At 26.7% G+C, this 15019-nt stretch carries 19 protein-coding genes; 4 read left to right on the top strand and 15 right to left on the bottom strand.

Features of this window, described 5'->3' with window-relative positions; genetic code table 11:
* Window positions 1–82 precede the first annotated feature (82 nt).
* Both AC2TY9_RS11175 and AC2TY9_RS11170 read right to left on the bottom strand, forming a co-directional pair.
* Window positions 83–1102 (bottom strand): aldo/keto reductase, encoded by a 1020-nt coding sequence (locus AC2TY9_RS11175; RefSeq protein WP_489777542.1) that lies wholly within the window; start codon window positions 1100–1102, stop codon window positions 83–85.
* A gap of 75 nt (window positions 1103–1177) precedes the next feature.
* Window positions 1178–2155, bottom strand: a complete 978-nt coding sequence (locus tag AC2TY9_RS11170) for an SLAC1 anion channel family protein (protein WP_489777541.1) — start codon at window positions 2153–2155, stop codon at window positions 1178–1180.
* Window positions 2156–2210: 55 nt separating this feature from the next.
* Between AC2TY9_RS11170 and AC2TY9_RS11165 the strand changes: the two genes are divergently transcribed.
* Window positions 2211–2414, top strand: a complete 204-nt coding sequence (locus tag AC2TY9_RS11165; RefSeq protein WP_489777540.1) for a malate dehydrogenase — start codon at window positions 2211–2213, stop codon at window positions 2412–2414.
* A 69-nt stretch (window positions 2415–2483) separates the two neighbouring features.
* Here AC2TY9_RS11165 and AC2TY9_RS11160 read toward each other — a convergent pair whose 3' ends face one another.
* Window positions 2484–3872, bottom strand: a complete 1389-nt coding sequence (locus AC2TY9_RS11160; RefSeq protein WP_489777539.1) for a cobyric acid synthase — start codon at window positions 3870–3872, stop codon at window positions 2484–2486.
* A gap of 146 nt (window positions 3873–4018) precedes the next feature.
* On the opposite strand from AC2TY9_RS11160, the gene AC2TY9_RS11155 reads away from it, so the two are divergent.
* On the top strand, window positions 4019–4624 hold the full coding sequence (locus AC2TY9_RS11155; RefSeq protein WP_489777538.1) for an ACP phosphodiesterase: 606 nt from the start codon (window positions 4019–4021) through the stop codon (window positions 4622–4624).
* Between the two features lies 1 nt (window position 4625).
* Here the strand turns inward: AC2TY9_RS11155 and AC2TY9_RS11150 are convergent, their stop codons facing one another.
* From AC2TY9_RS11150 to AC2TY9_RS11120, 7 genes are all read right to left on the bottom strand, one after another.
* Window positions 4626–5585, bottom strand: coding sequence for a FecCD family ABC transporter permease (locus AC2TY9_RS11150; protein ID WP_489777537.1), 960 nt, complete (start codon window positions 5583–5585; stop codon window positions 4626–4628).
* Complete coding sequence (locus tag AC2TY9_RS11145; protein WP_489777536.1) at window positions 5582–6280, bottom strand: ATP-binding cassette domain-containing protein; 699 nt, start codon at window positions 6278–6280, stop codon at window positions 5582–5584. The genes AC2TY9_RS11150 and AC2TY9_RS11145 overlap by 4 nt, the downstream gene beginning before the upstream one ends.
* Window positions 6264–7091: an ABC transporter substrate-binding protein gene (locus AC2TY9_RS11140; RefSeq protein WP_489777535.1), complete on the bottom strand. Its 828-nt coding sequence runs from the start codon at window positions 7089–7091 to the stop codon at window positions 6264–6266. Before AC2TY9_RS11140 ends, AC2TY9_RS11145 begins: the two co-directional genes overlap by 17 nt.
* Window positions 7091–8890 carry a TonB-dependent receptor plug domain-containing protein gene (locus tag AC2TY9_RS11135; protein ID WP_489777534.1) on the bottom strand — a complete coding sequence of 600 codons (1800 nt, stop codon included), beginning with the start codon at window positions 8888–8890 and terminating at the stop codon, window positions 7091–7093. The genes AC2TY9_RS11140 and AC2TY9_RS11135 overlap by 1 nt, the downstream gene beginning before the upstream one ends.
* A 23-nt stretch (window positions 8891–8913) precedes the next feature.
* The gene (locus tag AC2TY9_RS11130; RefSeq protein ID WP_489777533.1) at window positions 8914–9099 is read right to left on the bottom strand and encodes a hypothetical protein; all 186 of its coding nucleotides are present in this window, start codon (window positions 9097–9099) and stop codon (window positions 8914–8916) included.
* A 78-nt stretch (window positions 9100–9177) separates the two neighbouring features.
* Window positions 9178–9888, bottom strand: coding sequence for a sulfite exporter TauE/SafE family protein (locus AC2TY9_RS11125; RefSeq protein WP_489777532.1), 711 nt, complete (start codon window positions 9886–9888; stop codon window positions 9178–9180).
* The gene (locus AC2TY9_RS11120; RefSeq protein WP_489777531.1) at window positions 9888–10391 is read right to left on the bottom strand and encodes a hypothetical protein; all 504 of its coding nucleotides are present in this window, start codon (window positions 10389–10391) and stop codon (window positions 9888–9890) included. Before AC2TY9_RS11120 ends, AC2TY9_RS11125 begins: the two co-directional genes overlap by 1 nt.
* Before the next feature lie 247 nt (window positions 10392–10638).
* On the opposite strand from AC2TY9_RS11120, the gene AC2TY9_RS11115 reads away from it, so the two are divergent.
* Complete coding sequence (locus AC2TY9_RS11115) at window positions 10639–11271, top strand: HAD family hydrolase (RefSeq protein WP_489777530.1); 633 nt, start codon at window positions 10639–10641, stop codon at window positions 11269–11271.
* 20 nt (window positions 11272–11291) lie between these two features.
* On the opposite strand, the gene dgt is transcribed toward AC2TY9_RS11115, so the two are convergent.
* A complete protein-coding gene (gene dgt, locus AC2TY9_RS11110; RefSeq protein WP_489777529.1) occupies window positions 11292–12728 on the bottom strand; it encodes a dGTPase in 1437 nt (478 codons plus the stop codon).
* 71 nt (window positions 12729–12799) lie between these two features.
* Here dgt and AC2TY9_RS11105 point away from each other — a divergent pair, with 71 nt between their 5' ends.
* Complete coding sequence (locus tag AC2TY9_RS11105) at window positions 12800–12970, top strand: hypothetical protein (protein ID WP_489777528.1); 171 nt, start codon at window positions 12800–12802, stop codon at window positions 12968–12970.
* A gap of 12 nt (window positions 12971–12982) precedes the next feature.
* Here AC2TY9_RS11105 and AC2TY9_RS11100 read toward each other — a convergent pair whose 3' ends face one another.
* The 4 genes from AC2TY9_RS11100 to exbB form a co-directional block, all read right to left on the bottom strand.
* Window positions 12983–13378: an EF-hand domain-containing protein gene (locus tag AC2TY9_RS11100; RefSeq protein WP_489777527.1), complete on the bottom strand. Its 396-nt coding sequence runs from the start codon at window positions 13376–13378 to the stop codon at window positions 12983–12985.
* A gap of 96 nt (window positions 13379–13474) precedes the next feature.
* Window positions 13475–14209 carry an energy transducer TonB gene (locus AC2TY9_RS11095; protein WP_489777526.1) on the bottom strand — a complete coding sequence of 245 codons (735 nt, stop codon included), beginning with the start codon at window positions 14207–14209 and terminating at the stop codon, window positions 13475–13477.
* Window positions 14206–14589: an ExbD/TolR family protein gene (locus AC2TY9_RS11090; RefSeq protein WP_489777525.1), complete on the bottom strand. Its 384-nt coding sequence runs from the start codon at window positions 14587–14589 to the stop codon at window positions 14206–14208. The genes AC2TY9_RS11095 and AC2TY9_RS11090 overlap by 4 nt, the downstream gene beginning before the upstream one ends.
* Window positions 14570–14995, bottom strand: coding sequence for a TonB-system energizer ExbB (gene exbB, locus AC2TY9_RS11085; protein ID WP_489777524.1), 426 nt, complete (start codon window positions 14993–14995; stop codon window positions 14570–14572). Before exbB ends, AC2TY9_RS11090 begins: the two co-directional genes overlap by 20 nt.
* Window positions 14996–15019: the final 24 nt, after the last annotated feature.

Below are 15019 nucleotides of genomic sequence, written 5' to 3'. Positions count from 1 at the left end.
ATCAATACTTTAAATAATTTTTAAAATCTTACCTACTTAAACTTAAGAAACTTAGATAGTACAGGGAGATCCCTATACTAAATTATCCCATAGGATATAAAATCTCTTTTTGTACCTCTTCAATTTTTGCCATTAACTCATTATCAATTTCAAAATCTAAAGCAGCTAAAGATTCATCAAGTTGAGATAATTTTCTAGCACCTATTATTGTTGAAGCTACAAAATCAAAGTGTTTAGAGTATGCAACAGCCAAAGTTACAGGCGAAACTCCATATTCCTTTGCAAGTTCCATATATCTTTTGGTTGTTTCTAAAGATTTCTCATTTACAAATCTGTTTGCCATAGCTTGAACTCTTGGGTTTTTATTAGCCATATAAATACCAAATCTAGAATCAGGTGGATAAAGTCCTCCATTATATTTACCAGATAAGACCCCTCCTCCTATTGGAGAATAAGGAAGCAACGAAATATTTTCTCTTCTACAAACATTTGCTAATTCATCTAGAAATCTTGGATTATTTAATGAGAAGTTATTTTGAATAGACTCAAACCTAGCTAATTTTTCATATTTAGATATCTCATTTGCTTTTGTAAGTCCATAGGCAGTATCGTTTGAAGTTCCTAAATACCTAACTTTACCCTCTTTAACTAAGTCATCAAAAGCTCTCATACTCTCTTCAACTGGAACAACAGTATCAGGCCAATGCATTTGGTAAAGGTCAATATAATCTGTATCTAATCTTTTTAAACTCTCTTCAACAGCTTTTTTAATGTGGAAGGAATCAATTGCAGTAAGTCCATGTCTAATTGGTGGTACAAACCATCCTGATGCAGCTCCTGCTACTTTTGTTGCTAAGATTACAGAATCTCTAGGTTTTGTTTTAAGCCATTCACCAACTATTTTTTCAGTATTTCCAGCTAAGTCTGCTCTTGGAGGAACAGGATAAAGTTCCGCAGTATCATAAAAATTTATACCTCTATCATAAGCTTTATCCATAATTTCAAAAGCTTCTTTCTTATCTGTAGTTGATCCAAAAGTCATAGTTCCTAAACATATAGGAGTTACTCTAAGCCCACTTTTCCCAATATAATTATATTTCAATTTAACTCCTTTTAAATATAAATTAAAAGGAAAATTATATCTGTTTGTATTTTAATAAAAGATATGTATTTAGATTTATTCTAAAATACATATCTCTTTTTTAAACATATGAACTATTGTCTCTTTTGCTACTAAAAAAACAATAATTATAGTAACTGTTGCTAAGAAATAAGACATCATTGCATATATCCAATTATGAGTAAGTTCAAACATTAAAATTGTAGCCAATGAGATTGCTGCCATAGGAAAGGTAAAAGCCCACCAAGAGATAAAAAATTTGATTTTGATATAGTTTTTATACATAACAAAAACCAAGATAGTAAAGAACAATCCTAAGCTATAAAGTATATGTGCAAAAAAGTCTAAATTCCCTTCAAGTTTTATATATGAGATAAAACCAATAGCAGGTGGAGCAATCAAAATAAACAATGTTGGCATAAATTTTGGTGCGAATTGTTTATGAAAAATAATTCTGTTTAAAATAATTGCAAATAAAACAATCCAAAAGAAAATACCAATTGAAAAGAAAAAATATAAAATAGAATCACCTACAAAACCCTTTCCAACAATAGGAACAATAATATTACCAACAATAGGTATAAACCAAGCAGGATTAGAATGTTGCATCTCAAGGTTATTATTAATCCAATACTTAATTGTATAAAAGGTTAAAAATAGATGTAAAGCTGCACCTAAAATAAAAAATATGTGAGATAATTCAGTAATTGAATTTTTATAAATAAGTCCCAATAATAGCATTGATATTGATATAGCTGCAAAGAAATTAATTCTAATTGGGTGTGTAAACTCTTTTTGAACCTCTTCTTTAAACACAATAAGTTTTTTTAAATAAAAAAAAGTAATTACAAAAAATAAAGCTGTTGTAAAATATGTAAAAAATGAAACTACAAAACCTGGGAAGAAAAGTTCATGGTGTAACTTTCCAAGAACTAAGGTTAAACCTGAAAACCCCATAACTATTGCAAACATCATAACTGGGAAGTACTGTAATCTATCTGAGGGTATTGCTGTGATATGTTCTTTTTGACCCATCATAAAATCCTTTAAGAAATCTTTTTTTATAATGGTTTGATCAAGAAGGAGACTTATGGCTAAAAAACCTATTATTGACTTAAAATTTAAAAATTTCTCATTTGAACAAAACAATCAAACAATTAAGCTACTATCTTTTAATAAATCAAATATGACTTTGGACGTTAGTATATATGAAAATGGTGAACATTTAAAAAATAGTAAAATTGTATTTGCTCACTTGCCAAAAAGTTTAAAAGCAAAAATCAAACCATTATAATGTTGAATTATAATTCAATTAAGTTTAAATTATTATTAAGTCAACTTATTTTATATTCATAAGATTTACTTATGTTTTAAATAGCATATTAATATTGATTTTTTCTTTCATAATATTGATAAACTTATTTATATGATTTTCTTTGTACTTTTTAAAATTGAAATTTTTATAATTTTTATTAATTTTTTTAAAAATAAATTCTCTAAATATATCATCGTCAAAGACACCATGTACAAAGGTTCCTTTTATATTTTCACTATCATAAAATAAAGGATGTTTTTTACTTTGTCCATGGTGTATTTCAAATCCTTTGATATTTAAAGAAAATAGTTTGTATTCTGATTTAACAAGTGTTTTCTTTGAATCAAATACTATCACATCGTCAATAAAACCAAATCCATCTTCTTGTGTTATATTTTCATTTTCTATAAGTTTTTTATCGAGAAGTTTTTTAAACATCATCTCATACCCACCACATAAACCAAAAATAGTTTTATTAAACTTTTTTAAACTATTAAATAAGCCATTTGATTTCATCCATAATAGATCTTTAATTACAAGCTTTGAACCAGGTAATATAATGATATCAAAGTTATCTAATAAAACATTTGTTTCAATAAACTGTAAGTTTACTGACTCATCAACAATTAGAGGTTCAAAATCATTGTAATTGCTCAGATGAGGATATGAGATAACACCCACATTTATAATTGGATTTTTCTTTACTTGTGTATAATTTTTTAAACTTTGAGAATCTTCAAACCCTAAATTAAATGGTATATATGGTAAAACTCCCAAAACAGGAATTTTAAAATCATTTTCAATAATCTTAATGCCTTCATCAAAAAGTGTAATATCACCACGAAACTTATTTATTATAACACCTATTACATTTTCTCTAAGCTTCTTAGGAAGAAGATTATAAACGCCATAAACAGAGGCAAAAACTCCACCTTTTTCTATATCTGCTACTAAAATTATTTTCGTATTGTATTCATCTGCGATAAAAATATTCGATAAATCTTTATCCATTAGATTTAATTCAACTGGACTTCCCGCACCTTCACAAACTACAACATCATACTTTTTATCTAAATAGTCAAAACATCTCTTTACAGCAGGTTTAAGTAAATCCAAGTCTTTATAATATGCTCTTACGTCCTTTGAATCAATTACTTTCCCCTCAACTATAACACTAGCACTATTACCTCTTCCTGATTTCAGTAAAATTGGATTTAAATGGTATGAAGTGTCTATTCCTAATACATCTGCTTGGAAATATTGTGCAACTGCTATTTCACTACCATCATCACAAACGTGAGCATTATTTGAGACATTTTGAGCTTTAAAAGGAACTACTGAATATCCTAAATCTTGTAAAATCTTTGCGATTATGAAAGTTATGGTTGATTTTCCAGCATCAGAACTTGTACCAAAAATGGAGATATTATTTGTCATTAAGTTTCCTATACTTGTTATTTTTATTTTAAACTTTTACTAAAAAAAGGGTTTTTATAGTAATATTTATAAAATTTTGAGAAATTATATCTCAAAGATATACAAGGATTATTAAATTTTATGAAACTTACAATAGAAAGTTTAAAATGAATTGGCTAGCACATCTATTTTTATCTGAACAAAATATTGATTTTCAAGTTGGCAATATACTTGCTGATCCATTAAAAGCAAAACCATGGGAAAATTCTAGTGAAAATATTAAAAAAGGTATGAAAATCCATTTATTAATAGATTCTTTTTCTGATAAAGATGAGCATTTTAAAATAAGCAAAAATAGATTAAAAGAAAAAGGTTTATTAAGAGGTATTGTTATTGATTTTACCTATGATTATCTTTTAACAAAGAATTGGGATACCTTCTGCAAAATAGAACTTAAAGATTTTAAAAGTGAGTTTTATAAAACTAGTTTAAACCAAAACTATCCAAGTTGGCCAAAGCAGATTTTGAGCAATATCAAAAATAAAGAATTATTAAAATTTAATACCTATAATGATTTGGAAAATGCACTAAAAAGAGTTGATATGAGAGTGTCATCACGGATTTCTAAAAGAGATTCTGCTATAAGTTATTTAACACTCATTGAAAATAACATAGATGGATTGGAAAAAGATTTTTTAGTCTTTTTCCCAAAACTTTGTAAAATAGTAAAAAATAATACAAATAAATCAAAACTAAATCATTGGAAATTATAATCTATCTTTTTGTGTTTCTTTTTATAAGTAAATAAACAAAAAATGGTGCTCCAATAAATGAAGTTACAACACCAATTGGTAAAGATGATGCTGTATTTAAGTTTCTTGAAATAAAATCTGCTAGTACTAGGAAAAAACCACCATAAAAGAAGACTGGAATGATTAATTTATGGGCACTTTGTTTATAAAGTATTTTCACCATATGTGGTATTACAAGTCCTACAAATCCAATAGGTCCAACAAAACTAATACTAATACCAACAGCTAATGAAATTACAATTAGAAGTGTTAAATTGATTTTATTTACATTTAAACCCTTTAAAAATGCCATATCATTAGATATCAAAAGAAGTTTAATTTTCTCTTTAAAAAAAAGTACTGTTGATAATAAAATAACTGAAATTAAAAAAACTATAATAGAACTGCTAAAGCCAACAACATCCAAACTACCTAAAGTAAATCTAACGATTGAATAATTTTCTTGTAGATCACTCATATAAAAAACCATCATCAAACCAGATGAATAGAAAAATGATAAAGCGATACCTATTAGAAGTATTGAGTTTGTAGAGACTACAATTGAAGCTTTATTTATCCTTTGTGATATTAAATATAAGATTATAATAGTGATAAAAGAGCCTAGAATCCCAGATATAACTAGCATGACTGTAGGAAAAAATACAATTGAAATAGCTGTAAATAGTGTAGTACCACTTGCAATCCCTAGAGTATAAGGAGTTATAAGTGCATTTTTGAATATTGTTTGAAATATAAGTCCAGAGAGACTTAAAATAGCTCCAACAAAGAAAGCTAAGATTATTCGTGGAACCCTTAAATCCCAAAATATAGTATAACTTGTTGTATTAGAATTAAAAATATCGTTATAGTTTATAGAAGTATCACCTATAAAAGGTGCAAGTATAATTATAAAAAAACTCAATATATAGACAATTTTTTTCATAATTTTACCACTAAATGATTATTGATAATTTTTACACTATTGTTATAAAGTCTATCGAGATTTTCAAGTTTAAAGAACTCTTCACTTGAACCAAAAAACTTCACACTACCCTCTTCTAAAAAAAGAATCTTATATTTTAGATTAAAGGCTAAATCTAAATTATGAGTTATGATGATTTTTTGACTAAGCTTTGTTGATTTAAATATATCAAAAACCTCTTTTATTCTTGAGATATCTAGATTTGCAGTTAGTTCATCAAAAATTGTTATCTTTGCATTATGAATTAAACTTGAACCTAATAACAAAAGTTGTTGTTCCCCTGAGCTTAAGTTTATGCAATATCTATTTTTAACACTATCAAGTTTTAATAATAAGATAATATTTTCAATATCTTCTTTTTTGATCTCTTTAATCGCAGACATTTGAAGATATTCAAAAACTGTTATATATTCATCAAAGATTTCAAATTTTGGAGGAATGTAATTAATTAGTTGGGTTCTTTTTGATTCATCTAATATAGAAATAGTTTCATCAAAAAGCTTTACTTTATCATTTGTAATTAAATTGCATAAAACCTTTGCTAAAGTAGATTTTCCAGCTCCATTTTTGCCTAAAACTATTAAATTCTCATTTTCTTCTAAAGAAAAAGATATATTATTCAATATTAGATTTGAAAAATTATTTATCTCTAACATTTTCTAAAATACCTTTAAAATCATCTATAAAATAGACTACTCTATTACTTGGAATTCCTGCATACTCTTTATCAATAATATAAACATTTTTTGATTTTGCAGCGCTTATTGGTAATTCTAACCAAGACTTTTTAAGTTCATCTTTAGAAATATCTCTATCTTTTATATATGGAGCTAATAATACTATAATCTCTGGATTCATTTTTATAATTTTCTCAACATTTACAATTGGTTGAGATAAAGAAGATGATTGATAAGCATTTTTATTTCCACTTATTTCAATGATATCATTAAAATAAAGATAGTTTCCAGCAACATAAATGGTTTTATTTAAATCTTTTCTTGGACTAATGACTATTAAAACTTTTTTATTAGTTTTAATATTTTTTATATCTTCTAAATTATTGTTTATATCATTTACTAAAAATTTTGCACTTTTTTCTTTGTCTAGAAGCTTACCAATGGTCAAAATTGTACTTTTTATTGACTCTAAATTATTTGTCTTAAAAGTTTTTATATTTAGATTTAGCTTTTTTATATTTGCAATTAAATTTTTATCATACTCTTGAGAAAGTATTAATGATGGTTTTGCAACGAGCAATTTTTCTAAAGATACACTTGCATATCCTCCAACTTTTGGAATTTTTTTTGATTCTTCTGGGAAATTACAATATTGAGTATTTGCAACTATATCTTTCCCTTTGCCTAAGGCAAAGACAATTTCATTTATTGAAGGAGAGAGGGTTATTATTCTCTCTCCTGCAAATAAGTTTAGACTAATAAATAAAAGAATTAATAATTTTTTTTTCATTAGAAATTATACTTTAATCCTACATAAAAACTTCTAGGAGCACTTGAATAATCATTAACTGTTTGGTAATACTTATCAAAAATATTGTCAACCTTTAAATACACACTTGTATCTTTGTTAATTTCATAATTTGCAACTGAGTTCCAAACTGTATAATTACCTGTTTGAGTACTACTTAAATCTAATCTTTCTCCAACATAATTACCATTTAAATTAAGATGAAGATTTTTAAATCCATAATAATCAAGACTAACTTTTAAAGTTTCTCTTGGAACTCTTAATAATTTAACACCATCTTCATCCTTAGCAATTAAATTAGTATAAGTCAAAGATAATAAAGTGTGTTTTGCTATATCATTATTGTAGCTAATCTCGTAACCACTTAACTTTGAAGTCCCTTCAATATTTGAATAATAATCGTCTGAATAATCAGTAGGAGTCCCATTATAGTTGTAATCAATTAAATCTGTTATTCTATTCCTAAAATATTTTATTTCAATATCTTTATATTGTAAAGCAATGTCAAAAGATTTATTATATTCAGGTTTTAAGTCATTTCCACCATCATGACTTAATTCATATAATGTTGGAGCTTTATATCCTGTTCCAAAATTAGAAGAAAAAATAAAATCTTCAAATGAGTGTTTAAAACCTATTTTTCCCGTTATTTTATTTTTGAAACTTGTATATGTATCATATCTTAAAGATTGGGTAAAAACAGTTGTATTATTATTAAGGAAATTACTGTTTGTCAAATAAAATCCATTATTTTGATAATCAAAAGAATATGCTTTTTTCTGATTAAAATCTTTTCTATCAATTCCTAAAATTAAAAAATCTTTTTCTCTATATTTAATATTTGATTTAACTCCATACTCTTTTACATCAGACTCAAATTCTTTGGTAAAACCTGTTGGATCTTTTCTATCAAACTTGGATTTTGAAAAGTAAATATCAACTACACCAATTTTATTTACATTGTTAAAGTTTATTTTTGAAAAATTACTTTTTGATTTTGATTCGTCATCTGAATCATTAGGTCCACTTCCATCATATTCTGTTTTTGAATCTATATATGTGTGAGTAAAATCTAATTTATTACTATCATTAAGATTTACTCCAGTTTTCAAAGATAATGTAGTGTTTTCATAAGAATCATCTTCAAAACTATCTAAATCAATACCTCTTGTTGCTTGTGCTGAATATCCATCACTTGTAAGTCTTTGAGCATTTAACTTTACATAAGCTTTTTCATTTTTATATGAAAGATTAAGACCATATTTTTGTGTATTAAAACTTCCATACTCTAAATTTATACCACCATTTAATCCATTTTCTGGTTTTTTTGTTATTATATTAATAACTCCCCCACTAGCATCTGCACCCCAAACACCAGATTGAGCACCTTTTATTATTTCAATTCTTTCAACATCAGTTATTAAAATATTTCCTGGAAAGGCAGAGCCATTTGTAATATCGTTATATCTAATACCATCAATTAGTACTAATGTATTAGTATAATGCATTCCATTAATTCTCACAAAAGAAGTTTGACCTAATCCTCCATTTGAGGTAATATCAATACCTTGAACACTATTTAAAGCTTGTGTTAAATTCGTATAGTTTTTTTCTTCCAATTCTTCTTTTGTAATAACTTCCACGTTAGATGTAACATCTTTGATTGATTGCTCTGATTTAGTGGCTGAATAAACTGTGATTTCTGATAGTTTGTTTGAGTAAAGGTTTGTTGCTATAAGTAAGCTTGCAACTAAGCTTGTCGTTAATTTTTTGTTTTCCATGTGTTTTATTTGTCCTATGTTTTTTATAAATTGTTTGTTGAATACTGTTTAGCTGGTTTTAATTGCGATGATAATAACAGCTTAATGATTTTTGGTGTATTTTGATTAATAATAGTTTCTATTGAACTAAATTGAGAGTGCATTTTTCCATTTACAGTTGCACATAAAATACCAAAAAATGAGAAGTAGTTTTTCTTTTTAGTAGTCATATTTTTATCCTCCTTTACAAAATTTTTTGCGATTATACTAAAAAAGGGATAAAAATATGAAATTAAAAATTTTTTAAATTATATATGGCAGCTTAATATTGATTTATTAGGGTCAATAATATATTCATATCCTTGGTACATAATATAAAATCCAAATAAAATTACAAGAATTGAAGCTATATTTATAAATAGACTACGCAAGGCCATTTGTTTAAATACTCCAACAAAGAAACCTAAAGAAAACATAGCAGGTAATGTACTTAGACCAAAAATAAGCATTACAAAAGCTCCCCAAAGTGGACTTCCTGTACTAGCTGCTGTTATTGCAAACACATATACAAAGCCACAAGGAAGTAGACCATTAAGCATCCCTAGTAGATAAAAACTAGTCAAAGTATTTGAACCAATTAAAGACCTGAATGTTTGTTGATAAATAGTAGATTTAGATACAGAATGCTCTAAGGAAGTTAAAAACTTTAGTTTACCACTTAAAGATAAACCAACAAGTATCATTAAAACACCTGTTGTTAAAAGCAAGATACCACTTGTCATATTATCAAAAGTAACAACTCCACCTACAAAACCAAATATGAATCCAAGTATTACATAAGTAGTTATCCTACCAAAAGAGTATAAAATATGGGAGATTGACTGTTTGGTTTTACTCCACGATGAATCAATTTTTGTACTTGAATAAGCTACGACAATTCCTCCACACATACCGATACAGTGACCAAAAGAGCCTAAAAAAGCAATTGATATTATTGTTAGTATACTTACACTTTCCATTATTTACCTAATAGTTTATTTCTAATTAAAGGGTTTGTTAAATTTTCACCCCTATACATTTTGATTATCATTTCATCAAAGCTAATCATACCCTCTTTTTTATTTTTATAAGCACCAAATCCATATTCCATTGGAGTATTTGAAGTTTTATCATACCAAGCTTTTTTACCATCTATATATTCATTTGTATCATTTGAAAAAACCCAGATAATAGCATTTTCTTGAAACTCTATATTTTTATACCATAAAGCTAAACAACCTGGATCATCAAAAAACCATGTTCTTCCATCAGGAGCAATTGCTTGTGCTGAATGTTTGTTTGAAGTAATTGTCATACCACATTGAGTATCTTGGAAATGATTTAGTGTTATGTCTACTGGTTTGTGTTCATGATTTCCCTCATGTATAACAACCATTTGTTTTTGATTTGACATTGATAAAAAAATACCAACAATAATAAATATTAATACAAAAATAGTAATAATAGGTAAAAACTTCTTCATTAAAATTCCTAAAAAATAATTGAAATGATATATAAAGCCTCTTGATAACTAGCTAAAATTAAAAAAGCCCCATAAAAAATGGGGCTTCGAACACAAAGACTTTGAGAAAATTAAGTTTAGAGTAGGAGATTAATTTTCTAATATCTAATAATAACTCCAAAATGTTAATTATTTGTTAATTCATATACATCTAAACACTGCTTTTTAATGATAAAAAAAATATAATGTCATCTTTAAAAGGATTTTAATGGCATTACTTATTTTTGATATGGATGGTACGATTTTAGATAGTGGAACTACAATTGTAAACACTATAAATCATGTTAGAGAAGAATTAGGTTTTGAAAAATTAGAAAAGAACTATGCCCTTGAAAAAGTAAATGATCCAAATATAAATGCTTCAAAATTTTTCTATGGTACAGATGATTTCACACTACAACAAAAAGAATTATTTGAAGAACACTACAATGCAAATTGTTTAAATGGTTTAGAGTTATATGATGGAATGGCAAAACTAATTGATGATTTAAATCAAGAGTTTACTTTAACTGTTGCAACAAATGCAAATTCTACTTTTGCAAGAAAAATGCTTGATCATCTTGAAGTTGGTAAGTATTTTGAAACTATCTTAGGTTTTGATTCTGTAAAGCAAGCGAAACCTCACCCTGAAATGGTTTATAAAATCCTTGATACTCACAATATACAAAAAGATAGGACTCAATTAATTGGAGATTCACACAAAGATATTATGGCTGCTAATAATGCAGGAATTGATTCAGTTCTAGTAAACTGGGGATTTTCAAATCATGATAAAGATGCAATTTCAAGTATTGAAGAATTAGAAATAAAGATTTTTGAAAAATTTAATAAACTTAACTAGTTCAAAAATCTTTAAATCTTTTAAATCAATGCTTGTAAAGTTTTATACTCATTTAAAGCAAAATCATCAGTCATACCTGAAATATAATCAAATATCAATCTAGCTCTATAATACCACTCTTCAAGTTTGTATTTAACCATATCATCTTTTGAAAGTTTTTCAATACTATCTTTATAGGCAACTATATGTTTTGAAGATAATCTCCTAATCAATCTTTGAGAGATAAAACAAGAGATTCTTTCCCCATGAACAAGCTTTTCAAACTCTTCACTCTCAAGTTCTAAAAGTGGTTTATAATTTTCACATAAAGTGCTTAATATTTTTTGTCCCTTTAATTCCAGCGTTTGAATATCTTTATTATTATAAATATGTTCTATTGAAATATTTTGTAAGACTTTTACAGCTTTAGTATATTTACTATTTTCATCATATTCTAAAAGTGCGGCATCAAATCTTCCATTGAAAATATCTTCATGATTATCAATAAAAACTTGCGAGACATGCTCAACTAAAGCATGAGTTAGTTTAGCCCTTGTAAGAGTTAAAAATAAATTAAACTGATATGGTTCACTCTCATTTTTTTTTGCTTTTTGATAATAGTCCTCCACAAGTTCCAAAAGATAAGTTTCATTCATCTTTTCGCACTCTTGTTTTATAAGTGAATACACCTTTTCAAAACTTAAAATCTTTTTATCAACTGCATCTTCCATATCAGCATTTAAGTAACTAATATCATCTGCAGCTTCCATTATATAAGTGATTGGAAATCTACATCCATCTTCAATATGTAAAGACTCTTTGATTTTTGAGACAATATCCCTTTCAGAATAATAATAACCTGGTTTTTTTCTCATATAAGAGTATTTTTCACTTTTTGAGGGTTTAGGCTCAAAGGCTCCTCTTGTATATTTAAGCATTGAAACAATTTGTGAATAAGAAAGGTTAAGTCTTTGAAGTTTTGTAATAATTCTAATCCCTTGAGCATTCCCATCAAAATTACAAAGGTCATTAATCAAAAGATTTTTTAACTCTAAGTTTTTTTCATCAACACAAATTAGATTGTTGAATATTTTTATACCCTTATTTTTCATCCAAGAATTTAATGCAACTTCTGCAAAATGGCCAAATGGTGGGTTCCCAATATCGTGTATTAAACTTGTCATTTCAGATGTTGAGATAAAAGCATCCTTTACATCATCTAAATAAAATTTACCTTCACATTTTTTTAAAATGGTTTTAGCAATAAACCTTGCTGTTTGGGATACTTCTAAAGAGTGAGTTAATCTACTTCTAACAGCTGCATTTAATTCTAAAGGGAATACTTGAGTTTTCTTTTGTAAACGTCTTAAAGATGGAGCAGAAAGAATTCTTCCTCTATCACTTTCAACTGAGATATCTAAATCACTTATTGGATAAAATTCTCTATTTGTAGTTATTTTTTTTCTATAGTCACACATTTTTATTCTTTTATAAATTTTTTTTGTTATTGTATTGAAAGTAATATAAAATACGAAATTAAAGGCTTGAAATGTTTGATAAAATCAAAAATATTTTCAAAAAAGAAAAAACCTATGAATGTATAGTATTTGACGGTAAAAAAATGAGTTATCCTAGTCTAACAAAAAAACAAATTGAAGAGATTGAAAATGACCCTAAATATAAAGCTTGGAGTGTAACACTAAAAAGAGAAGAGAGTTAACTCTTCTCTTTTTTACCAGTTTCGACCTTTTCCAGGAGACATTCCTTGTCCCATACCTTTTCCCATTCCTTGTCCATTCATCATATTATTTCTTTGATTTACTCTATTTTTAAATCTAGCTTGTTGATGAATTTGAAGTTCATTTTGTGAAATGATGCCATCACCATTTTTATCAACATCAGAAAATAAAGGTGAATTTTTTGCATTCATCATAAGTCTACCTTGTCCAGCTTTTTGAGTCATTCTTCTTTCTTTTACTGAATTGAATTCAGCAGGACTAATTTGACCATCTTTATTTGTATCATAAACTGAAAAAGCAACAGGACCAAAACTTGGTAAAGTTTCAGCAAACATAAATGTTGCACCAAATACCAATAAACCACTTAGAATAATTCTTGAAGTTTTCATAACATCCTCCTTCTAATAGATATTTTACAAGCCATCCTTTAATGTAATTATATAACTGATCTTTTAACCTAGTATTAATATAAACTTTTTAAAAACTTAAATTAATCTATATTCAATAGGAACTCTTATTGTGATTGTTCTTTGAACTTTTGGAAAATTTACTGAGGCACTATAGATTGCTTCTATTGTGGACTTTTGCAGTAGTTTATGTCCTTTTAGTGTTTTCACTCTTTTTATTTCACCAGATTTAGTTAAACAAAATTCCACAAGAACTTTACCTTGTATTTTAAGTTTTCTAGCTCTTTTTGAGTACATTATATTTTTTTGTATTTCTTTTTTTATCATATGTAAATGATTTGCTAAAAAATCTTCTTTATAATTAACTACTTTTTTTACAGGAGTAGGATTAATTGGTTCTTTTATTTCTTTAGTTACCACTTTCTCAATAGGCTTACTTTTAGGCTTAATTAGTTTTTTAGGTGTATTTTTTACAATCTCTTTTTTTGGTTTTTTAACAATTTTTTTCTTTTCTACTTTTTTTACTATTTTCTTTTTTACTTTTGCCTTTACGATTTTTTTGGGTTCAATTTTCTTAGGCTTTGTTATAACTTTTTTAACTTTTTTTTCAACTACTAGTTCTTTTGCTTTTGTCTGATTTTTTTGAACATTTTTTTCAGGTTTTGGTTTAACTATTTGAACATAGTTTAATTTAATTTTCTTTTCCTGTTTTTTTTCAGAGTGTAATTTCTCAAAAGGATTTGCAAATAAAAAAAGTGTAGCTATACTTATATAAATCAAAACTGTAAGAAAAAAAGAGTTTAAATATCTCATTGTTGTTTTACCGTCACTATTGATATATTTTCAAAATCATTTGATTTTAAAGCATCTAAAATAGATACAAAAACTTCAAACTTAGCGTCTTTATCACTATTTATTAAAATTGGTCTATCTTTTTCTTCTTGTGAAATTTTACTTAATAGCTCTTCAACTATTAACTCTTCTTTATCAAGATAAATTTGTCCAGAATCTTTTATATAAATGCTCAACTCTTTTTTTATTTTTTTATTATCAGATGAAGTTGATTTTGGAAGAGATACAGGTATAACACCTTTAGCAATAAAAGTAGATGTCATCAAAACTATTGCTAAAAGTACTAAAAGAACATCAATAAAAGGTATTACATTTATTGAATCATATTTCTTGATTTTCATATCTGCTTTCCAAAACTTCTGCGTATCGACTTAAGATATTATAAAAAACCATTGATACAATTGCCACAACTAAACCAACTGCCGTGGCCTTAAGTGCAAGGGCTAATGAACTCATAATTTTAGTTGCAACTATATCACCCTCACTCATTGTCATAAAAGTTAGCATTATGGCTAATACAGTACCAAGAAGTCCTATATAAGGTGAGTTAGAGGCAATAGTTCCAATAAAAGTTAAGTTTTTTGTAAGTGCCACATCAAGTTGTTTTTTGTTTTTATACTTATTTACATCTAGTTTTCTATAAAAAAAGAGTCTTTCTATAAAAAACATTACAGCTATAAAACTCATAAATATAAGTAATGCAATCACACCATAATCAACTAGGTGTTTTAGTAATTCAATATTCATCTTCTTCTCCTGTACAGCATTTTA

The sequence above is a fragment of the Arcobacter sp. ISO1 genome, assembly GCF_058105185.1.
Note: the sequence above shows the minus strand (reverse complement) of the source record. Positions and strands in the feature narration are given on the sequence as shown.